The sequence below is a fragment of the Methylovorus menthalis genome, from assembly GCF_020523625.1.
Lineage (GTDB): Bacteria > Pseudomonadota > Gammaproteobacteria > Burkholderiales > Methylophilaceae > Methylovorus > Methylovorus menthalis.
Window position 1 is genome coordinate 849378 of sequence record NZ_JAJAQH010000006.1, and the last position, 21366, is coordinate 870743.

The 21366-nt window shown below is 52.7% G+C and carries 15 protein-coding genes and 3 tRNA genes; 9 read left to right on the forward strand and 9 right to left on the reverse strand.

All coding sequences use genetic code 11. The features are described 5' to 3' along the window. Positions 1 to 16: 16 nt before the first annotated feature. The 4 genes from LG204_RS09825 to LG204_RS09840 form a co-directional block, all read right to left on the reverse strand. Complete coding sequence (locus LG204_RS09825; RefSeq protein WP_230337102.1) at positions 17 to 3136, reverse strand: efflux RND transporter permease subunit; 3120 nt, start codon at positions 3134 to 3136, stop codon at positions 17 to 19. 82 nt (positions 3137 to 3218) lie between these two features. After that, positions 3219 to 4277 carry an efflux RND transporter periplasmic adaptor subunit gene (locus LG204_RS09830; RefSeq protein WP_230337103.1) on the reverse strand — a complete coding sequence of 353 codons (1059 nt, stop codon included), beginning with the start codon at positions 4275 to 4277 and terminating at the stop codon, positions 3219 to 3221. A 25-nt stretch (positions 4278 to 4302) separates the two neighbouring features. After that, complete coding sequence (locus LG204_RS09835) at positions 4303 to 5694, reverse strand: TolC family protein (RefSeq protein ID WP_230337104.1); 1392 nt, start codon at positions 5692 to 5694, stop codon at positions 4303 to 4305. A 122-nt stretch (positions 5695 to 5816) separates the two neighbouring features. Beyond that, positions 5817 to 6065: a hypothetical protein gene (locus tag LG204_RS09840; RefSeq protein WP_230337105.1), complete on the reverse strand. Its 249-nt coding sequence runs from the start codon at positions 6063 to 6065 to the stop codon at positions 5817 to 5819. Positions 6066 to 6363: 298 nt separating this feature from the next. Between LG204_RS09840 and LG204_RS09845 the strand changes: the two genes are divergently transcribed. The 9 genes from LG204_RS09845 (at position 6364) to LG204_RS09885 (ending at position 15036) form a co-directional block, all read left to right on the forward strand. Beyond that, positions 6364 to 6448 (forward strand) — tRNA-Leu (locus tag LG204_RS09845). 31 nt (positions 6449 to 6479) lie between these two features. Continuing rightward, on the forward strand, positions 6480 to 7781 hold the full coding sequence (tig, locus tag LG204_RS09850) for a trigger factor (RefSeq protein WP_230337106.1): 1302 nt from the start codon (positions 6480 to 6482) through the stop codon (positions 7779 to 7781). Continuing rightward, on the forward strand, positions 7781 to 8407 hold the full coding sequence (clpP, locus tag LG204_RS09855) for an ATP-dependent Clp endopeptidase proteolytic subunit ClpP (protein WP_013442317.1): 627 nt from the start codon (positions 7781 to 7783) through the stop codon (positions 8405 to 8407). Before tig ends, clpP begins: the two co-directional genes overlap by 1 nt. 34 nt (positions 8408 to 8441) lie before the next feature. Next, the gene (gene clpX / locus LG204_RS09860; RefSeq protein WP_230337107.1) at positions 8442 to 9713 is read left to right on the forward strand and encodes an ATP-dependent Clp protease ATP-binding subunit ClpX; all 1272 of its coding nucleotides are present in this window, start codon (positions 8442 to 8444) and stop codon (positions 9711 to 9713) included. Between the two features lie 168 nt (positions 9714 to 9881). Further along, positions 9882 to 12317 carry an endopeptidase La gene (gene lon, locus LG204_RS09865; RefSeq protein ID WP_230337108.1) on the forward strand — a complete coding sequence of 812 codons (2436 nt, stop codon included), beginning with the start codon at positions 9882 to 9884 and terminating at the stop codon, positions 12315 to 12317. A 103-nt stretch (positions 12318 to 12420) separates the two neighbouring features. Continuing rightward, positions 12421 to 12693 (forward strand): HU family DNA-binding protein, encoded by a 273-nt coding sequence (locus LG204_RS09870; RefSeq protein WP_013442314.1) that lies wholly within the window; start codon positions 12421 to 12423, stop codon positions 12691 to 12693. 23 nt (positions 12694 to 12716) lie between these two features. Then, positions 12717 to 12792 (forward strand) — tRNA-Val (locus LG204_RS09875). Between the two features lie 57 nt (positions 12793 to 12849). Then, positions 12850 to 12926, forward strand: a tRNA-Asp gene (locus tag LG204_RS09880). 211 nt (positions 12927 to 13137) lie between these two features. Further along, the gene (locus LG204_RS09885; protein ID WP_230337109.1) at positions 13138 to 15036 is read left to right on the forward strand and encodes a SurA N-terminal domain-containing protein; all 1899 of its coding nucleotides are present in this window, start codon (positions 13138 to 13140) and stop codon (positions 15034 to 15036) included. Between the two features lie 168 nt (positions 15037 to 15204). Here the strand turns inward: LG204_RS09885 and fabI are convergent, their stop codons facing one another. From fabI to LG204_RS09910, 5 genes are all read right to left on the reverse strand, one after another. Further along, positions 15205 to 15990, reverse strand: a complete 786-nt coding sequence (gene fabI / locus LG204_RS09890; protein WP_230337110.1) for an enoyl-ACP reductase FabI — start codon at positions 15988 to 15990, stop codon at positions 15205 to 15207. Positions 15991 to 16095: 105 nt separating this feature from the next. Continuing rightward, complete coding sequence (locus LG204_RS09895) at positions 16096 to 16932, reverse strand: ABC transporter permease (RefSeq protein WP_230337111.1); 837 nt, start codon at positions 16930 to 16932, stop codon at positions 16096 to 16098. 2 nt (positions 16933 to 16934) lie between these two features. Then, a complete protein-coding gene (locus tag LG204_RS09900; RefSeq protein WP_230337112.1) occupies positions 16935 to 17951 on the reverse strand; it encodes an ABC transporter permease in 1017 nt (338 codons plus the stop codon). A 9-nt stretch (positions 17952 to 17960) separates the two neighbouring features. Beyond that, complete coding sequence (locus tag LG204_RS09905) at positions 17961 to 19586, reverse strand: peptide-binding protein (protein WP_407664214.1); 1626 nt, start codon at positions 19584 to 19586, stop codon at positions 17961 to 17963. 61 nt (positions 19587 to 19647) lie between these two features. Beyond that, a complete protein-coding gene (locus LG204_RS09910) occupies positions 19648 to 21330 on the reverse strand; it encodes a lytic transglycosylase (RefSeq protein WP_230337114.1) in 1683 nt (560 codons plus the stop codon). Between the last annotated feature and the right edge of the window lie 36 nt (positions 21331 to 21366).

Below are 21366 nucleotides of genomic sequence, written 5' to 3' on the forward strand. Positions count from 1 at the left end.
AAAGCAATATTTGCTCCTATGCCAGGCTGGCTTTTTTGAATCGGCCAAAATGCAGCATGATAGTGGGCAAGATGAGCAGGTTGAGGAGGGTGGAGGTGACTAGGCCGCCGACAATAATGGTGGCCATGGGGCCTTCAATTTCACGTCCGGGCTGACCGCTGCCGGCTGCCAAAGGCAATAGCCCCAATGCAGTCACCAGCGCGGTCATCAGGATAGATGGCAGCCGTTCTGATGCGCCGCGTATGGCGGTTTCCAGCCCCCATACCATGTTTTCTTTATCCACCAGATGCTGGTAATGCGATACCAGCATGATGGCATTGCGCAGGGTAATGCCAAACAGGGTCACAAAGCCTACAAGGGAGCCCAGTGAAATCCACCCGCCCGTCAGAATCACGGCAATTACGCCCCCAATCAGGGCGAAAGGCAGATTGGCAAAGGTCAGCAGCAGGTTACGGAGCTGGCCAAAGGCGATATAAAGCATCAGGAAAATACCCACGACAGCCAGCAGGGAATGCACCATCAGGTCTTCGCGCGATTGCGACTGAGCTTCGGCTTCGCCGGAGAATGCCAGGTAGTTGCCGGGTGATAGTTCGACCTCATCACGTATGCGGGTTTTGACTTCTTCACTGAAGCTTTCAATATCACGGCCGGTCACATTGGCGGTCACGGTTTGTATGCGCTTTGCATCGGCATGCAATATCTTGGAACGCCCGTTTTCTTGGGTAATGTCGGCAATATCGCGCAAGTAAAGCAGGCGGCCTTCGTTATTGATCAGCGGCAGGTTGCCGATCTGCTGGACTTGCTGACGACTTTCAGGTGCAAGCACGATGCTGACCCCGATTACCCGGTTTGCCTGATATACCTGCGAGATGGGCAAGCTTTCATAGGCAAGGCGTATGGTGTCCAGCACATCGGTAGGCGAGAGCCCCCATTGCAGCATGCTCTGAGGCCGCAAGCGGATACTGAGCTGAGGTGTGCTCGGTGGCGCCTGCACCAGCACATCGGTGGCGCCGGATATCTGTGATACCACACTGGCAATGGCTTGGGCGTCGCGGTCCAGAGCGTCGAGGTCGCGTCCATAAACATTGATCACCTGCGCGGCCGCATAGCCGGAAATGGTCTCCTCAATACGCTCCGTAAGAAAAGTATTGATCGCAAAATTGACGCCGACAAAGCCGGGTGGTGCAGGGCCATCGTCGTCATAGCCCGAGATCTTTTCGCGGATATCTTCCAGGATACGGTTTTGTTCTTCGCCGGAGACAGTGCCGATCTCAATTTCGAATTCGCTATAGTGCGTGCCAAAGGTGTCAGCGGCATTTGGCGCGCGCCCAACCCACTGTGCCACCGAGCGTACGCCCTTGATGTTGCTGATGGTTTCGGCGACTTTTTTGCCTATGCGCAATGATTCCTGCTCGGAAGTGCCAGGCACGGCGGTCATGTGCATGATGTAGTGGCCTTCATGCAGATTCGGAATGAACTGGCTTTTGAACAAGGGCAGTATGCCCAGTCCCAGCGCAATGGCAGTTAGTGTAATGAGCAGCACCAGCTTGAAGTGGGCCTCAATACGATAAAGCAGCCTAACATAGTGCCGCTTGATAAAGCGGATCATGGGCGAGTCTTCGGTCTCCAGCTTGGCTTTCCCCAGCAGCATGTAGCAGAGGGCTGGGGTAAGTGTAAGGGCAACGGCGAGTGAAGCGAGGATGGCACTGATGTATGCCAGGCCTAACGGAGCAAACAGCTTGCCTGCGACACCGCTGAGCGTAAGCAAGGGCATGAAGACCAGGGCCACGATAAATGTGGCATACACCACCGAACTACGGACTTCCATGGAGGCCTGAAACACTACGCGGTGGATGGCGCGAGGCTGCGCCAGCAAGCGGTTTTCACGCAGGCGGCGGAAAATGTTTTCAGTATCGATGATGGCATCATCGACCACTTCCCCCAGCGCAATGGCCAGCCCGCCCAGGACCATGATGTTGAGCCCGATATCAAAAAATTGTAACACCACTACGGCGGTCAGCAGCGAAAGCGGAATGGCCGTGGCGGAAATAAAGGCAGTGCGTGCATTGAACAGAAACAGGAACAGCACCGTAATGACAAGCAGCGAGCCAATCAGGATATCGCTCTGCACCCCGTGGATGGCCGTTTCAATAAAGTTGGCTGGTCGGAACAGGGCAGGGTGGAGCGTAACCTGTTCGTGGTTCATGCTGGGCTCTAGCTGGGCAATGGCTTTTTCCAGCGCGCGGCTGACGGCGTAGGTGTTGGCACCCAGCTGCCCTTGCACGGAAAGATAAATGCCGGTCTGCCCGTTGATTTGCGCCGCACTGATGGAGGGGGCTTCTCCCTCCACCACCTTGCCAATGTCACCCAAGCGGATGGTCTGCCCACCGCGATGCAGCAAGGTCACTTGAGCCAGTTGCTCCGGAGTAAAGGATTGTCCCTCGCTATTGATGATGATGCGCTGGTTTTTGTTTTCTATATAACCTGCACCCCGTACGCCCGTGGCTTTGCTCGCCGCCTCCATGACTTGCTGCAGGCCGATGTTGTAGCGGATCAACTGTTGCGGATCTACTTGGATCTGCAATTGCCGCACCTTGCCGCCGAACACATTCACATCTGCCACGCCAGGCACTGCCATCAGGTGGGGGCGTATGGTCCAGTCCACCAGCGTGCGTAGCTCGGTCAGCGTGCGTTTGTCTGAGGTAAGCCCTATGCCTAGCACGGTGCTGGCAGAGGAGGTGAGCGGCGTGATATTGGGTACGATACCATGCGGCAGCTGGCTGGTCAGCGTGCTCAGTCGCTCGGCGACTACCTGACGATTGCGATAGACATCGGTACCGGGTTTGAACAGCACTGTCACAACGGAAAGGCCGGGGATGGATTGCGAGCGTATCTTGTCGACGCCCACTGTCCCGGCAATGGTGTTTTCCAGGGGCTGGGTGACGAGATATTCCACCAGCTTGGCCGACATGCCAGGCGATTCAGTCTGAATGACGAGCTGGGTAGGGGAAAACTCGGGAAAGACATCCAGATTGCTGCGCGACAGGCTATACAAGCCATAGATCACCATCAGGCTGGCAAGGCCAATGATGACGCCATGAAAGCGGATGGAGAAACGGACGAGCGCGGACATCATGGCAGCATCCCCTTCATCGTTGTGGTTCGATAAAAGGGCGGAACAGATAAATCGGGATTAACAGGCGCGAGGCACAAGATGCTCAATCCTCGTTCTCATTTTTGATCTGATAGCGCAGCTCTTCCGACAACAACAGCTGAACCCCGCTGATGACAATTCCACTGTCAGGCTGCAGTACACCGGCCACAAACCAGCCGTTCTCTGCTTCAGCCGCGCCTTCTATCGACAGGCGTTTGAACTTGTCGGCCTCGGTTTGCACATATACCCACGGCTTGCCGCCATACCAGACGACGGCACCGGCAGGTACCAGCATGCCGATATATGCCTGGCTGGTGGATATGCTGGCACTGACGCGCATACCAGATCGCAAGGCGGAGGCACTGGCCCGGTAGAAGTATGTTTTGCCTGTCAGGCCAGCATCGCTGACCGGCGCAATCGAAACAAAGCTGGCTGGAACGGCTTGCCCGCTGCTGCCCGTGGGCGTGAGGCTAAGATGGCTTCCGGCTGAAGGTTCAGGTGCATCAAAAGGCAGCGTGATGCGTATCAGCACTTCGCGGTAATTCAACAAGGCATCAAGCGTGGCGCTGCGATCTTTTGTCGCTTCTGTCGCAAGTGGCCCGCCCCATTGCTGACGAAGTGCATCTTCCGCACTGCGCGCTGCCGTATTGGCTGCCTGCAGTTTTGCCTGGTCGGTCTTGTACAGAGCCTCTGCGGCCATGACAGCTCGTATGGAGACATTCTGGTCGTCTTGATTGAGTTGTTGCAGTCGCTCATATTCCTGCTTGGTATTCTGCAGCGAGGCCTGGGTTTGCAAGGCATCTGCCCGCGCCGCCATGTAGCGGGTACGCAGGTCGATCAGCCCATCAATGGCCAGCACGGTACCCAGTGCTGGCAAACGGGCGGATTGTTGAGCAGGGCGCGCCTTGCCCAGTTGAATGTCGCTTTGCTGGCGGGATTCTGCACTCAGGGTGACGATGGTCGCCCCATGCTCGGTGGTAACGCGGCTGGGGTTCTCGATTTCCTCTTCCTGCTCACGGGTGTATGCCTCGTATTCATCCTTGCCGTAAAACACGATCACCCAGAACATGGTGATGATGAGAATGGCCTGCAGGCTGATGATGGTGATGATTTTACGATTCATGCATAACTCCAGTATTCAGCCTGCATTAGGAATTGGGCCGCGTGAGCAGCAGGTCAAGATTTTCAGGCATGCCATTTTCATCCAGCAGCGGTCGTTGTGCTACCTGCTCAAGTGCGGCCATGGCCTGGTACAGCTTATATTGCACATCAAGCAAATGCTGGCTGGCGAGCAAGGCTTCCAGCTCAGTTGTTCTCAAGCTGAGTCGGTCAGCATACCCATCGGCAAATTGCCTTTGTATCTGCCGAGTCAGTCCTTGGGATGTCGCTACAAACTCGCGGGCGCGAGCCATCTCCTGCAATGATGCAGCATAAGCGGCTTCGGCGCGCTCCAGCTCGGCAATAATGCTGGCTTGCAATACCTGGAATTGCGCGCCCTCAACATCGCGTAGCGCGGTGGCTTCGGCAATCAATCCGCGGTTTTTGTTAATCATGGTCATTAGCGCTGATATGCCCAGCGACCAAATCTTGTCGCCCTGATCATAGCTATAGCCTGGTGTCAGGGTAAGGTCAGGATATTGCCGGGCAATTTCCAGTCTCAGTTTGGCCTCTGCCGCGTCATAGCGAGCCAGAGCCGCACGCAGGTCGAGGCGATTTAGCATGGCAGCGTCGCGCAGGCTATCCAGGGTTGCTTGTGGAAGAGGTGTTTCCTGGCTGAAGCTTGTCGACGCTAGAGGGAGTTGTTTCAATGTCGCAAGGGGAAGGGCACTATTGCTGGCCAGAACGGCTTGTAATTCGGCGAGGCGGCCTTTTTCTGTTTCTATGGCTTGCTGGGTTTTCTGGCGTAACACGCGGAAATTGGCGACTTCAATAGAAGACGCCATGCCCGATTGCAGGCGCTTTTCCAGCATGGTCGTGGTTTCATCGCGCAGCTTCAGCTCTTGTTGCAGCAAACCAAGTAATTGCGAGTGATAGCGGAAATCGAGCCAACTTTGATGCACGCGGCTGCGTACTTGCCAGGCGGTTTGCGCAATATCAATGCGGGCTGCTGTTGAGAGGCTTTCGGCGCGGTCAATACGCGCCTGGCGCTTGCCGCCAGTTTCAATGGGAATATCAATGCTTAAGCCATAGGTCCAGGGCGAAATGCCCCCAGCATGATCGCTATGTTTTTCGCTATCGAGATTGATCCCAGGCAGCGGGCGTTGGGCCGCCGTCAGCTCCGCGCTACGTGCTGCACGCCATTGTGCGCGGGCAAGGTCCAGATCCGGATGGTAAAAGAGTGCGCTAAGGGTAAGTTCACGCATTCCCCATAGGCTGACAGGAATCTGAACCTCGGGGTATCCGCTATCGAGCAGATACTGTCTGAATTCGGGGCTGTCAGGATTGTGGATAAGGTAGCGCTGGGCACTTGCATGTGCATCCAGCGGTTTTGCGTTATAGGTCTGAAAGCCACACCCTGTGATCAGCCACAATCCGGCCATAACAGTAGCGCATGCTGCGGCTTTACTTGTTGTTATTTTATTCAATGCATTGCCCTCTCCACCTCGCAAGATATTACATGGCAAGGCAGAACTGGGCAATTTGCGTCTGGAGTAATCCGTCGTTATTCGACGATGGCGGCGTGAACTGACGCGAGCGCGTCCTGCAGGGTTTCTTCGTTAAGGCTGTTGATGTTTGTTGCCAGCAACTCAGCGGCTTCCACCGTATTTTGCGGCAGGTCATGGCTGTCAAGTTCGGCAATCAGGCCTGCCGCGGCACCGGTGACCTTGAGCAATGCGTGACGCTCGCGCATCAGCAGCTCGAGTTCCGAGCGCAACATATTGATTTCGTCTTGATTGATAGTACTGTGCATGGTGTTGTTTGAATCCTAATATCCGTATGAGTAGTATGCGATCAGTCCCATTATTGAAGAGCAGAACTGCAAGAACGCCTCTGCATCATGCTATTTGTGTCGCAGACTGTCAATGCAAGCCCTGCTGATACTGCACGATGTAGTTTTCTGCGCGGCAGGAGTGAGCTACAATGGCATTCTTTTTGAAATATCGTTTATTCCCCATGCGGGGTTAAACGGTGAAATTTTGATTGCGGGTGCTGCAAAGCCACCCCTCCGGCAAGCAAAGCGCCGGATGCTGCAATCGGCCCAAATCATTGCGAAAGTGGCGGAATTGGTAGACGCACTGGATTTAGGTTCCAGCGCCGCAAGGCGTGAGAGTTCGAGTCTCTCCTTTCGCACCAGACAACTTCTTTAGTTTTTAAGGAATACAGCATGGCAGCAACCGTTGAAACCATCAGCAATCTCGAGCGCCGCATTACCGTTTCGGTGCCACTGAAGCCTATCGAGGAAGAAGTGACTCAGCGGATCAATCGTTTGGCGAGAACTGCCAAGCTGCCGGGCTTCCGCCCAGGTAAAGTGCCGATGAAGCTGGTATATCAGCAATACGGTGCTCAGGTGCGTGATGAGGTGTTTTCGGGTGCCGTTGAGCGTACATTTACCGAGGCTGTTCAAGAGAACAAGCTGCGTGTTGCTGGGTACCCTAATATCGAGCCCAAGCAATCTGAAGGTGGTGAGCATTTTGAATATGTTGCTACCTTTGAAGTCTTCCCTGAATTCGAAATTGGTGACTTGAGCAAGGTTAAGATTGAGCGTCCAGTTCTGGAAGTCGGCGAGGCAGATGTCAAGAAAACGACCGACGTTCTGTTGAAGCAGCGCGCTACTTACGAAGCTGTCAAGCGTGCATCCAAAAAGGGCGATAAAGTGAATATCGCGTTGCGCGCCCTGATTGATGGCAATGAAGTTGAGCGTACTTCCGAGCAGGGTCTTGACCTGATTCTGGGTGAAGGCGGCCGTGTGGCTGAGTTCGACGATCAACTCATCGGTAACAAGGTGGGCAGCCAAAAAACGTTTGATATTGCGTATCCAGCAGAGCACAAGCCGGAACAATTGGCTGGCAAGACGGTCACTTATGAAGTGACCTTTAATACAGTTGAACAAGCCAAGCTACCTGAATTGGATGCTGACTTCGCCCGTGGTCTCGGTGTGGAAGATGGCGATGTTGAAAAGATGAAGGCTGAAATCAAGCAAAGCCTGGAACAGGAAGTTGCCAAGCGTGTGCGTGCCAAGGTGAAGGAACAAGTGTTCCAGGCATTGGTTGAGAATGTTGCCCTTGAATTGCCGAAGGCGATTATTGAAGCCGAAACCAATCGCGTGATGCAGGCAACCCAGAACAATCTCCAACAGCGTGGCGTGGATGTGAGCACTGTGACTCTTGATCCAGCCATGTTTGAAGAGCAAGCCAAGCGTAATGCAAGCTTGCGTCTCATCCTGTCTGAACTGGTGAACAAGAATTCATTGCAGGCCAATGCCGAGCAGGTGCGTGCCATGGTGGACCAGTTTGCCCAGAGCTTTGAGCGTCCTGAAGATGTCGTTCGTTGGTACTACGATGATCCTAAGCGTCTGGATGAGCCAGCTTCTCTGGCTACCGAAGAAAACGTGGTTAACTGGGTGTTGCAATCCGCCAAGGTAAGCGACAAGAAGGTTAAATTTGACGATTTGATGGGGAATGCTTAATGAGCATGCAAAGTCAGTGGGAACCGCAAGGCCTGGGGTATATCCCCATGGTCATCGAGCAAAGTGGGCGTGGTGAGCGTGCATACGACATCTACTCCCGCTTGTTGCGCGAGCGTGTGATTTTTCTGGTAGGGCCGGTAAATGACATGACTGCCAACCTGGTAGTCGCGCAATTGCTGTTTCTGGAAGCGGAAAATCCTGACAAGGATATCTCGCTCTATATCAACTCCCCTGGTGGCTCAGTAACTGCTGGCATGGCCATTTACGATACCATGCAGTTCATCAAGCCAGATGTCAGTACCTTGTGTATTGGTCAGGCTGCCAGCATGGGGGCTTTGCTGCTGACTGCAGGTGCCAAGGACAAGCGTTTTTGCCTGCCCAATTCGCGCGTGATGATTCACCAGCCACTCGGCGGTTTTCAAGGCCAGGCCTCCGATATTGAAATTCACGCAAAAGAAATCCTCTATCTGCGTGAAAAGCTCAACCTGATTCTTGCCAGCCACACTGGCCAGCCAGTTGATGTTATTGAGCGCGATACGGATCGTGATAATTTTATGAGCGCGCAACAGTCCGTCAATTACGGCTTGGTCGACAAGGTGATTGCAAGTCGTACTGATGCCGCTTAAGATGATGTCGTGCGTTTCAGATTAGGATAGTTTCATGACTAAAGAAGCCGAAGGCGAAAAGTTACTATATTGCTCGTTCTGCGGTAAAAGCCAGCACGAAGTCAGAAAGCTCATTGCAGGTCCATCCGTATTCATCTGCGATGAGTGCGTGGATCTTTGCAATGACATCATTCGTGAGGAAGTGCAGGGCGACAGCAGCCTGAAGCCTAATGGCGACCTGCCAACTCCCAAAGAAATCTGCAATATCCTTGATCAGTATGTCATTGGTCAAACTCAGGCCAAGAAAAACCTGGCAGTGGCAGTGTATAACCACTACAAGCGCTTGGACCAGTCCGCGACCAAAGACAAGGATGAGGTCGAGATTGCCAAGAGTAACATTCTGGTCATTGGCCCTACAGGCTCCGGTAAAACCTTGCTGGCTCAAACGCTTGCCCGTCTGCTGGATGTGCCATTTGTCATGGCCGATGCGACCACGCTGACCGAAGCCGGTTATGTGGGTGAAGATGTCGAAAACATCATGCAGAAGCTCTTGCAAAAATGCGACTACGACATCGAAAAAGCCCAGCGCGGTATTGTCTATATCGATGAAATCGACAAGATTTCCCGTAAATCCGACAATCCTTCCATCACCCGTGATGTGTCAGGCGAAGGTGTGCAGCAAGCACTGCTCAAACTGATCGAAGGTACGGTTGCTTCTGTTCCTCCACAAGGCGGTCGCAAGCATCCCAATCAGGAATTTGTGCAGCTGGATACCACTAACATCCTGTTCATTTGCGGTGGTGCGTTTGATGGTCTGGACAAGATCATTCGCCGTCGCTCTGAAAAGGGCGGTATCGGCTTCGGCGCTGAAGTGAAGAGCAAGGATGATCTGCGCGAAGTCGGCGAAGTATTGCGTGAAGTTGAGCCGGAAGATCTGATCAAGTTTGGTCTGATTCCTGAATTCGTTGGTCGCTTGCCCGCCATTGCCACCTTGGAATCGCTGGATGAGGATGCTTTGATGAAGATTCTGGTTGAGCCCAAGAATGCATTGACCAAGCAGTATGCCAAGCTGTTCAAGATGGAGGGCGTAGAACTTGAGTTCCGCGAGTCTGCTTTGCGGCTGATCTCCAAGAAAGCATTGGAGCGCAAAACAGGTGCACGTGGCCTACGTTCCATCATGGAGCACGCCTTGCTTGAGATCATGTTTGACCTGCCTTCGATTTCCAACCTCAGCAAAGTGGTTGTCGATGAAGGTGTCGTTCGAGGCAATAACCCTCCCATCATGATTTACTCCGAGGAAGCTCGGACTGCAGAATCCGCCAGCTAACTGGCCGGTATGGTAGCGGGAATCCGAAACTTCGGACTCCCGCACCTCATGTTCTTTCGCATCATGCTTTTTTCGTACTGGCTCTTGAAGCGCCGGTGTTCGCCCCCAATTGACTAACATACGCGCACGGTATGTTGCTGTGCGCGGCCAACACTGAAGGTTTCCTCAATGACTGATCAAGAATTGCCAGTTTTCTCCGCTGATTCCGGTTTGATGCCGCTTCTGCCGCTGCGCGATGTGGTGGTCTATCCTCATCTGGTTATCCCCCTGTTTGTCGGTCGGGCCAAGTCTGTCAGAGCGCTCGAACTCGCCTCCGAAAACAACAAAGAAATTTTGCTGGTTGCCCAGAAATCTCCCAATAAAGATGAGCCTGATGCGGCTGATCTTTATGAGGTCGGAACCATTGCCACTGTTCTGCAGATGCTGAAGCTGCCTGACGGCACTGTAAAGGTGCTGGTTGAAGGGGTGGATCGTGCTCGCGTTACCGAGTTTGTTGAAACGCAGGATTGCTTTGCGGCAAAGGCTGTGCGCATCGAAAATGATGCCGAAGATGACAGCGAAACCCAGGCCTTGATGCGGACTGTATTTACTCAGTTTGATCAGTACGTAAAACTGAACAAGAAGATTCCTCCCGAAATTCTGACTTCACTGGCAACCATTGATGATGCTGGTCGTTTGGCAGATACCATTACTGCCCATCTCACGCTCAAGCTTGAAGAGAAGCAGCGCATTCTCGAAATGTTCAGCGTATCTGCACGTCTGGAACATTTGCTGAGTCTGCTCGAATCTGAAATTGATATTCTTCAGGTTGAGAAGCGTATCCGTGGCCGCGTGAAACGCCAGATGGAAAAAAGCCAGCGTGAGTATTATCTGAATGAGCAGGTAAAAGCGATTCAGAAAGAGCTGGGCGAGCAAGATGAGAGCGTTGAGCTGGATGAGCTCGAGGTCCGTATCAAAGCAGCCAAAATGACCAAGGAAGCTACCGCTAAAGCCAATGCTGAGCTGAAGAAGCTCAAAATGATGTCGCCCATGTCGGCAGAGGCTACTGTGGTTCGTAACTACATCGAAACCTTGGTGAATCTGCCATGGAAGAAAAAGACCAAGATCAGCCAAAACCTCGGTACAGCTGAAGATATTCTGGATGCTGATCATTATGGACTGGACAAGGTCAAAGAGCGCATCGTCGAGTATCTCGCCGTGCAGCAGCGCGTGGATAAGCTCAAGGCGCCTATTCTCTGCCTAGTAGGGCCTCCTGGTGTAGGTAAGACTTCGCTGGGCCAAAGCATCGCCAAGGCAGTAAATCGCAAGTTTGTGCGCATGGCCTTGGGCGGTGTGCGTGATGAATCTGAGATTCGTGGTCATCGTCGTACTTATATCGGTTCTATGCCAGGCAAGGTTTTGCAGAGCATGGCGAAGGTTGGCGTCAAGAACCCTTTATTCCTGCTGGATGAAGTGGACAAGATGGGCCAGGATTTCCGCGGAGACCCATCCTCAGCCTTGCTTGAGGTGCTTGACCCTGAGCAGAACCATACGTTTGTGGATCACTATGTCGAGGTCGAATATGACCTGTCGGATGTGATGTTTGTCGCCACGGCCAATTCGCTCAATATTCCTGCACCGTTGCTGGACCGCATGGAAGTCATTCGTCTGGCTGGCTATACCGAAGATGAAAAAGTAAATATCGCCATGCGTTATTTGCTGCCAAAGCAGATCAAGACGCACGGTTTGCAAGACAGCGAGATCAGTGTTCCTGAAGCGGTGATCCGCGATGTTGTGCGTTATTACACGCGTGAAGCTGGCGTTCGTAGTCTGGATAGAGAAATCTCCAAAATCTGCCGCAAGGTAGTGAAGGAGTTACTGACAGCCAAGTCGCGTAAGCTCAAAACGCCTCGCAAGATTGTGGTCAGCACCAAAAACCTCGACAAATATCTTGGGGTTCAGCGCTATGACTATGGTGTTGCTGCCAAGGATAACCAGGTGGGGCAGGTAACAGGTCTGGCCTGGACGGAAGTTGGTGGCGAGTTGCTGACGATTGAGTCTGTATTACTGCCAGGCAAGGGCAAGGTGACCACCACCGGCAAACTGGGTGAGGTCATGCAAGAGTCTATTCAGGCCGCCATGAGTGTTGTTCGTAGTCGAGCTAAACAACTGGGAGTATCGGAAGATTTCTACGAGAAGAATGATATCCATATTCACTTGCCTGAAGGTGCAACCCCCAAGGATGGCCCAAGCGCGGGGATTGCCATTACCACGGCGCTGGTTTCTATCCTGGCTGGCATTCCAGTGCGCGCTGATGTGGCCATGACAGGTGAAATCACGCTGCGAGGCGAGGTGTTGCCCATTGGTGGTCTCAAAGAGAAATTGCTGGCGGCACATCGTGGTGGCATCAAGACGGTGCTTATACCAGATCAGAATGTAAAAGATCTGGTGGAAATACCTGAAAACATCAAGAGTTGCCTCGAAATTCATCCGGTAAAATGGATTGAGCAAGTGCTTGAGCTTGCGCTTGAGCGTGTGCCTCACCCAAAGCAGGAAGCTGAGGCCTTGCCTGATACCAAGGGGGAGTTGCCTGCCAAGGATGTTTCTGCTATCACCACCCACTAAAGCAATTGCCGTAAAAGCTTGACACAAGCTTTTACGGCTTGCTATAAAGCATTTCACAGGGGGATTCGGTCCTGTATTCAATAATCGTCGAAAGGGGTTATACGTGAACAAGTCTGAACTGATTGATGAAATCGCCAAGGCTGCAGGCATCTCCAAAGCTGCGGCAGGTCGCTCGCTGGATGCAACTACTGCCGCTGTTACCAAGGCCTTGAAAAAAGGGGACATCGTGACCCTGATCGGCTTCGGTAGTTTCTATGTAGGTAAACGCGCGGCGCGCAATGGCCGCAACCCTCGTACTGGTACCACCATCAAGATCAAGGCCGCCAATTCCCCCAAATTTAGAGCTGGCAAAGCCCTCAAGGATGCTGTAAACTAGCGTTCTTTGCTGATGAGCAAAATGGGTGCTTAGCTCAGTTGGTAGAGCGTCGCCCTTACAAGGCGAATGTCGGCGGTTCGACCCCGTCAGCACCCACCATATAATCATCAGCGATCGCGATAGCAAGCTCACAGGCATGCTCCTGCGCAAGTTTTAGGAGTGGTAGTTCAGTTGGTTAGAATACCGGCCTGTCACGCCGGGGGTCGCGGGTTCGAGCCCCGTCCACTCCGCCAGAGAATCCAAAGCCCGCGTTTTTAAAAACGCGGGCTTCTCTGTTTATGCGCCCTGCATTTCTTATTTATTCTTCCTTCTAATCTACTGTTTCTATGCTGGCAACTGCCGCCATTGCTATGCCGAGTATGGTATATTCTCCGATTAAGCTATTGGCTGACGGACCTAGGTCTTGCAGCTGTTTAAGGTCATTGAAGAATAAGGCGTATCGTTATGTTGGAAGCAATTCGTGAGCGTTCTAAAAGTTGGCTAGCAAAACTTATCCTGGCTGCAGTTACTATCCCATTTGCCATTGTCGGTATTGATACGTATCTGAGAGATGCCGGTTCCAGTGTGTCGATTGCCAAGGTGGATGGCGAGTCGATTTCCGTTCAGGAATATAATAACTCCATGCAGCGTCTGCGCAATCAGTTGCAGGCCGAGGGAAAAACCGATCCATCCGTTCTGGAACAGCCTGACGTCAAGCAATCTATTCTTGATCGCCTGATTATCAACCGTCTCCTGAATACGGCAGTGACCAAGAGTCATTTTGCTATTGGTGATACTGCGTTGAGCGATCACATTATTACGCTTCCCGAGTTTCAGGAAAACGGCAAGTTTTCACAGGAAACTTATGACCGCTTGCTGACCAGCAACCGCCTGACACCATCTCAATTCGAATCCACCATGCGTACCGATCTGCTTGTTCAGCAAGCTAGAGAGGGCTTGGCCGCACTGGCTTACCTGCCAGAGCCGATCAGCAAGCAAACGCTGGCAACTGAGCACCAGCAACGTGAAGTCACCGTTGCTGAAATAAAGACTGCCGACTTTATTGATCAGGTGAAAGTTGATGAGGCCCAGATCAAAGCTTACTACGATAAGCATAAAGACAAATTCAAGGTGCCTGAGCAAGTCAAGCTGGAATTTGTCCTGTTTTCATCCAATGCATTGATCCCCAAGGTGCAAATATCGGATGAGGAAGTCAAAAAATACTATGATGAAAACGCTGCCAAATTCCAAGGTGACGAACAGCGTCGTGCCAGCCACATTCTGATCAGCTTCGGTGTGAGTGCAACCGCTGAAGCCAAGCAACAGGCGAAAAAGCAAGCGGAAGAGGTGTTGGCACAAGTACGTCAACATCCTGACCAGTTTGCCGAGCTTGCTACGAAATATTCCAAGGATCCAGGTTCAGCACAAAAGGGCGGAGATTTGGGAAGCTTTGGGCGTGGAATGATGGTAAAGCCATTTGAGGATGCCGTATTTTCGATGAAGCCCGGCGAGATCAGCAATCTGGTGGAATCTGAGTTCGGTTATCACATCATCAAGCTGACCGAAATTACAGGTCAATCGCAAGGGTTTGATGCTGCCAAGCCGCAAATCAAAGCTGAATTGCTTTATCAGAAAGCAATCGCGCTGTTTGCTGAACAAGCGGAAAGCTTCAATAACACGGTATATGAACAGTCGACCAGCCTGAAACCAGTGGCTGACTCGTTTGGTTTGCAAGTGCAACATACCGACTGGATCAGCCATGAAGAGGGTGCCAAGTATTTCAAGAGCGACAAACTGATGAATATGGTATTCAGTGAAGAAGTCTTGAAGGACAAGCGCAATACCGAGGCGGTTGAAGTATCTCCCAACAACCTGATTTCGGCCCGTGTGGTGGATTACAAGCCAGCCGCTCCCCGGACCTATGAAGAGGTGAAATCGGGTATTGAGGGCGTGCTGAAAGCAGAGCAGGCGGCGAAGCTGGCGATCAAAAAGGGCGAAGCCGCTCTGGCAGATCTGCGTCAGGGTAAATCGCCGCAGCTGGACTGGATTCCTCCTGTGACGATTGACCGTAGCAATGCGCAAGGCCTGACGGATGTGGCCATGAACAATGCCTTCAAGATTGATGTGAGCAAGCTGCCGGCCTATGCCGGTGTGGCGGATAACAACAAGGGCTACCTGCTGATCAAAGTAAATGGCGTGAACACTCCTAAGGCTAATGACGATGCAGATAAGGCATCAGCACGTGAGTTGCAAGCTGCTCTGGCCGCAGAGTATGTTGCCGCTTACGTGAAGTCATTGAAAGAGAAGAGCAAGATTACGGTGAATAGCCGTTTGCTGCTGAGTAGCGGAGCTGGTGACCAGTAATCATGGTCTTGTAGTAGGCATAAAAAAGGCGGTGTAAAAACCGCCTTTTTTATTGGCTGCATGTTGTTGAGCCCAGAATATCTCAGTTGATAGACGATAAAAAACGCTCGGCTTGCCGGGCGTTTTCTTAGCACTATGGTCTTTGCGCTTTGTAGCTAGCGCAAGGATTTAGTCCATTGTGCCTGCTGCCGTAATATTCATACCACCATCGACGTAGGTGATTTCGCCAGTGATGCCAGAAGCGAGATCGCTGCAAAGGAACGCGGATGCGTTGCCGACTTCTTCAATAGTGACATTGCGGCGCAGTGGAGCGTGCTTCTCGTTAAAGCCCATCATTTTGTCAAAACCGGCAATACCCGAGGCTGCCAGCGTTTTGATCGGGCCGGCAGAAACGGCATTAACGCGTATGCCTTTAGGCCCCAGGCTCTGTGCCATGTAGCGTACATTGGCTTCAAGGCTGGCTTTTGCTACGCCCATGACGTTGTAATTAGGCAGGGTGCGTTCAGCGCCGAGGTAGCTGATTGTCAGCAGGCTGGCATTGCGACCTTCCATCATGGGCATGGCAGCCTTGGCAAGTGCTGCAAAGCTGTATGAGCTGATATCGTGTGCAATACGGAAGTATTCGCGGGTTACCGAGTCCAGATAGTCGCCATCCAGCGCGACTTTGGGTACGAACGCTACAGAGTGCACAATGATATCCACACCATCCCAGTGTTTTGCCAGCGCAGGGAATAAAGCATCAATTTGAGCGTCATCCGCCACATCACAGGGCAGCACGATTTTCGAGTCAAAGTCTGCGGCCAATTTGCCAACGCGCTCTTCAAATTTTTCGGTCTGGTAAGTGAAGGCGAGTTCAGCGCCTTCCCGTTTCATTGCTTCAGCAATGCCATAGGCAATGGAGCGATTGCTGAGTAAGCCAACGATCAAGGCACGTTTTCCGGCTAGAAATCCCATGTGTCATCCTTAGAAATAAACTGAATTGACTGATCGCGGCAGGCATCATGCCAAACGGTGTCGGGTATCTCGGGGATAAGCCGTCACCATGCGGATCAGATTTTTTTATCGAGTGTTGTTTGCGCGAGGGTCCAGCACGTCGCGCAGGCCTTCGCCGAGCAGATTATACCCTAACACGGTGAGCAGGATGGCAACCCCGGGAAACAGCGAGAGCCACCATGCGAACTGAATATATTCCTTGCCGTCAGTCAGGATATTGCCCCATGAGGCTTGCGGTGCCTGAACACCCAGTCCCAGAAAACTGAGCCCGGACTCAACCAGGACTGCACTGGCAACGCCTAGTACAAAGCTCACCATGATAGGTGTCAGGCTGTTGGGAAGCATATGGATGAAAATCATGCGAAAGTCACGTGCCCCCAGGGTTTCCGAAGCCATGACAAATTCACGCCCACGCAAGCTAAGAAACTCTGCGCGCACCAGACGGGTAACACCCATCCAGGAGGTGAGACCGATGACGATCATGATGTTCCAGATGGATGGGGTCAAAAACGCGATGACGGCCAGAATGAGGAAAAACGTGGGAATGGACAGCATCACATCGACCAGGCGCATGATCACTACGTCGACCCAGCCACGGTAATATCCCGAGATAGCCCCCAGGAAAATACCGATGCTGGTCGCAATGCCAACAGCCACGATACCCACCAGCAGGGAAATGCGTGCGCCGAATAGCATGCGTGAAAACACATCGCGCCCGAGGCCGTCGGTCCCCATGGGGTGTTGCAGCGAGGGGGGGAGGAGGATCGCCTTGACGTCGATGGCATTGGCGTCATATGGCGCGATGAAGGGCGCCAGTATTGCCAGCAGTAGAATGCCGAAAATGATGATGAAGCCACTTAAAGCCAATGGGTTGCGCAAGGCTTGGCGCCATTTGTTAGGCATGGTTACATGACTCCACGTCGTACGCGAGGATCTGCCCAGGCATAGGCGATATCCGCGATCAGATTACCCAAGAGGGTCAATGCCGAACCGATGGTCAGGATGCCCATGATTACCGGAAAGTCACGCATGAGAACGGCATCGTAAAACAACTTGCCCATCCCGGGGATAGCGAAAATGGATTCGGCAATGACGGATCCGCCTATCAGCCCCGGAATCGCCAGTCCCAGAATGGTAATGAGCGGCAGCATGGCGTTGCGTAGTGCATGGCGATACACCACTGTGTTTTCAGAAAGGCCCTTGGCGCGCGCCGTGGTGATGTAATCCTGATGCAGCACATCCAGCATGCCATTGCGGATAAACAGGGAAATACCTGCCAGCCCGCTCAGGCCTGAAATAAATACGGGAAGCGCCAAGTGGGTGAGCGTATCCCATAATTGGCCCCAAGCACTCATCTTGTCGTGATTGAGGCTATGTATGCCGGAGATAGGCAGCCAGTCATGCACCACGCCAGTCCAATACATCAACATCAACGCCAGCCAGAAACCTGGGATAGCAAAGCCAATAAACACAAACAGGGTAATGGCACGATCCGGCGGCCGGTTCTGGGTAATGGCCGAAACCACTCCTAAAGGCACGGCGGCAAAAATAATCAGCCCCAGGCTCAAAACATTGATCAACAAGGTGATCGGCAGTGCTTCCTGAATCATTCCCTTGATCACATTGCCTTCGGCATCCTTGGTTTGCCAGAACACCGGTTTCTGGTGCGAGGCGAACGAAGTGCCGAAATCCAGTTTGACCATGCGCTTTAGCCAAAGCCCGTATTGCACGATGATGGGTTTGTCCAGATTGTAGAGTTCCCGCAGCTTCTGCCGCGACTCTTCACTGGCCTTGGGGTTGAAGCTGGCCTCCGAATTGGTGATATCGCCTGGCGCCAGATGCATGATCAGAAAGGAAATCAGGCTGATACCTACCAGCAGCGGCACCATCCAGAACAAGCGTTTCAAGAGATAGCGGATCATGCATTCACCTTATTGGCTGATTTCATTGCGCCGCAGCGGAGGAGGGATATACCAGTCATAGGAGTTATAACCAATCCCGGCAGGCGGGGCCGGGTTGTCTATGCCTTTGACACGCTTGTGGATGGCGGGCAATCCATAGCCGGCATACAAATACACGATAGGACTATCGGCGAGCAGGATGCTGGCAAACTCATGGTAGATTTTCATCCGCTTGTCCGGATTAAGCTCCAGCCTGCCTTGCTCCAGTAATTTATCCACACGTGGGTTGTTATAACCGATGAAATTGAATTGTCCAGGTGCCTGCTGGGATGAATGCCAGATGCTGTATTGGTCAGGGTCCAGGGAAAGGCCCCAGCCCAGCAAGACCACATCAAAATCGCCAGTCTTGATAAACCGGCCAATAAAACTTGCCCACTCCATGACGCGGATATTGGCGTCTATGCCGATTTCCTTCAATCGTCGTTGTACAAGCACCGCGCTCATTTCACGCTGTTTATTCTGGTTGGTGAGAATATCAAAGCTCAGGCGTTTGCCATTGCGCAGCAGGTAGCCTTCTTTGTCGCGCCCGGTGTAGCCTGCCTCTTTCATGAGCGCAATCGCCTTGTTGGGGTCGTAAGGGTAGGGCGATAGGTCAGGGTTGGTCCAGCGCGTACCAGGTTTGTAAGGCGAAGACACCGGTTCACCCAGCCCCAGCAGTACGCCATCAATCAGCTCCTGCTTATCGATGGCGTAATTGATGGCCTGCCTGACGCGAATATCATCAAAAGGCTTGTGCTTGAGGTTAAATCCTAGGTAGGTGTAGTTATTCCCCAGCTCTTTGTAGAGGGCGAGCTTTTTCTGCAAATCCTCACGCGAAGGCACGATGCGTGAGTACTGAATCGGGTTGAGGGTCATCGAGTCGATATTGTCGGCCAGCAATTCCAGAAACTGAGCGGCAGGATCCGGAATAAAGCGCGATACCAGGCGATCAATGCGAGGAGGCCCCTGGGTGGAGTTGGGGTTGCGGACCAGTGAGATGCGCTCACCAGGCTTCCATTCTTCCAGCTTGTAGTAATGGCTACCTACTGGCTTGAAGCGAAACGAGGTCGTATTGATATCCTGCCCCTTGAGCAGATGTTCTGGCAATATTTGCAGGCCAGCCCAGGAATCCAGCGCAGGCGCATAAGGGTTGGCATAGCTCACTCTGAAAGTCGCTACGTCCGGGGTTTCGGCGCGTATTACCAACTTGTAATCAGAGCCATAAGGCGTACGCGTATTGTCATCAGTCACCAGTTTCCAGGTGAACAGGACATCTGCACTGGTCAGCGGCTTGCCATCGGCCCATTTGAGTCCTGGCTTGAGCTTGAAGGTAATGGTTTTTTGATCAGGCGATACGCTCCAGCTTTGCGCCAGCTCGCCCTGCAACTCGAGGTTCTTATCGTATTTAAGCAGGCTGTTAAAGATGTTGCTGGCTACCGCGGAAGCTGCGGCTTCACCTGCAATCATCGGAATAAGTCCACTGGGTTCTCCAGCTGTCGCATCAATCAGGGTACCGCCGGAAGATGGGGGGTAAGATTGGTCAAAGTCGGCAGCATTGCCGCCGGGTTCTTTACTGCATGCGGTCAGCAGGAGGCCAAGCGATAAAAGTGTGCCCATGCGCAAGGACAGGTATTTAAGCAAAAGCGGCCTTTCCATTAACGAGGGGCTTGCAAAGAGATCAGGCTTGATCCGGCTTGGCAATAGTAAGTATTGCACCCGGCACAATACGCGAGCCGCTTATCTTGTTCCAGCGTTGCAACTCATCACGGGCGACATCGAATTTTCTGGCGATGCTTTCAAGGGTGTCGCCACGTTGTACGATGTAGCGCTGCTTCTTTTTGCTCGACACAAGCTTGGTCTTGCTAATCTCTGCCTTGCGGTTTGCCGAGCTGGCAACAACGGTTTTGTTGATAGACGCGGGGCCAGAAGCTACGTTCAGTATCTGGCCGGGTTTCAGTTTAGAGGACTTTAACTGATTTTGCGCCATCAGCTGCTGTGTGGATAATTTGTAGCGTTTTGCAATGCTTAGCAGGGTGTCATTGCCGCTTACCTTGTGGCGAATAATCTGCGTGGGTTCAGCTTTTGCAATGGCGGGTTCTGCGACATCCACATGTTCCGCCAGCACAATGTTGGCATCGGCTTTGCCGCCGTTATCCATTGGCACCAGCAACGGTCTTGCCATGATCAGGTTGTCGCGCGAAGGCAGATCATTCACATTGCGCAACTCAGCCAGAGGGATACCGAATTTGCGGGCGATATTGGCCATGCGTTCGCCACGCTTGGCATGATAGGTCTGCCAGCTGACCAGCGGCTTGTCGTATGCCTCAAGATTGGTCTTGAACGTTTCTGCAGCACCTATGGGCAACAGGATTTCGTGCGCGCTTCCGCTAGCGGTCAATACCGGGCGGTTGTATTCGGGGTTCAGGGAAGAAAACTCTTCAAATGAGATTTCTGCCAGTTTGGCCGCTAAGTGAGCATCAATTTGCTGGGGTGCGGTGACCTTGGTGAAATAAGGCCGGTTAGGGATGCTCTGGATATTCAAGCCGTAGAGTTCGGGATTGGTCATGATATTTTTGACCGCTTGCAGCTTGGGAACGTAATTTCGGGTTTCGGGAGGAAGGGGCAAACTATTGTAATCGGTCGGCAGGCCTTGCTGTCGGTTACGGGCAATCGCTCGACTGACGGTTCCTTCGCCGGCGTTGTAGGCGGCCAAGGCCAAATCCCACGTACCAAACATCAGGTGCAGCTTTTGCAGGTAAGTCAGCGCGGCATCGGTAGCTGCTGTCACATCCCGACGACTATCCACCCACCAGTCCTGCTTCAGGCCAAAATTCTTGCCCGTAGACGGAATGAATTGCCAGATACCGGAGGCATGGCTCTTGGAATATGCCTGAGGGTTGAACGCGCTCTCTACCATTGGCAGCAGGGCAATCTCGGTAGGCATGCCACGTTTTTCCACCTCAACCACCACGTGGTAAAGATAGCGCTGGCTGCGCTCCACCATGCGTCTTACATAATCAGGGCGGGCTGCGTACCAGGCTTCGTGCGTTGCGGTATAAGGCGAATCAACTTCCGGCATGGCATAGCCATTGCGGATACGTTGCCACAGATTATCGGTGGAGACTTGCGCCAGCTCGGCGGCTGAGTGCCCAGGCTGACCGCTTGCCAGCTCAGGCACGTAATTCAGTACCGGATCATTCTGCAGGCGTGAGGAAAATTGTAATGAGGTATCAATGCTGCTGTCGCGGATGGGTTCACTGAGAACAATGATTTCATCACCAGCAAGGTTGCGATCTGCGTATACGGGGAAGGAAAACGGAAATGCCAGGATAACCAGCTTCAGTATGCGTTGCATAGTCATGAGGCGATGTCTTAAATAGCTGAAATTCATGCAATA

Excerpts from the sequence above, each read along its gene's own strand:
- LG204_RS09895 (WP_230337111.1), bottom strand. The coding sequence starts at position 16,932 with ATGCCTAACAAATGGCGCCAAGCCTTGCGCAACCCATTGGCTTTAAGT.
- LG204_RS09910 (WP_230337114.1), bottom strand. The coding sequence starts at position 21,330 with ATGACTATGCAACGCATACTGAAGCTGGTTATCCTGGCATTTCCGTTT.
- LG204_RS09830 (WP_230337103.1), bottom strand. The coding sequence starts at position 4,277 with ATGAATCGTAAAATCATCACCATCATCAGCCTGCAGGCCATTCTCATC.
- clpX (WP_230337107.1), top strand. The coding sequence starts at position 8,442 with ATGACTAAAGAAGCCGAAGGCGAAAAGTTACTATATTGCTCGTTCTGC.
- LG204_RS09835 (WP_230337104.1), bottom strand. The coding sequence starts at position 5,694 with ATGGCCGGATTGTGGCTGATCACAGGGTGTGGCTTTCAGACCTATAAC.
- LG204_RS09905 (WP_407664214.1), bottom strand. The coding sequence starts at position 19,586 with ATGGGCACACTTTTATCGCTTGGCCTCCTGCTGACCGCATGCAGTAAA.
- LG204_RS09825 (WP_230337102.1), bottom strand. The coding sequence starts at position 3,136 with ATGATGTCCGCGCTCGTCCGTTTCTCCATCCGCTTTCATGGCGTCATC.
- LG204_RS09840 (WP_230337105.1), bottom strand. The coding sequence starts at position 6,065 with ATGCACAGTACTATCAATCAAGACGAAATCAATATGTTGCGCTCGGAA.
- LG204_RS09900 (WP_230337112.1), bottom strand. The coding sequence starts at position 17,951 with ATGATCCGCTATCTCTTGAAACGCTTGTTCTGGATGGTGCCGCTGCTG.
- tig (WP_230337106.1), top strand. The coding sequence starts at position 6,480 with ATGGCAGCAACCGTTGAAACCATCAGCAATCTCGAGCGCCGCATTACC.
- LG204_RS09885 (WP_230337109.1), top strand. The coding sequence starts at position 13,138 with ATGTTGGAAGCAATTCGTGAGCGTTCTAAAAGTTGGCTAGCAAAACTT.
- clpP (WP_013442317.1), top strand. The coding sequence starts at position 7,781 with ATGAGCATGCAAAGTCAGTGGGAACCGCAAGGCCTGGGGTATATCCCC.
- lon (WP_230337108.1), top strand. The coding sequence starts at position 9,882 with ATGACTGATCAAGAATTGCCAGTTTTCTCCGCTGATTCCGGTTTGATG.
- fabI (WP_230337110.1), bottom strand. The coding sequence starts at position 15,990 with ATGGGATTTCTAGCCGGAAAACGTGCCTTGATCGTTGGCTTACTCAGC.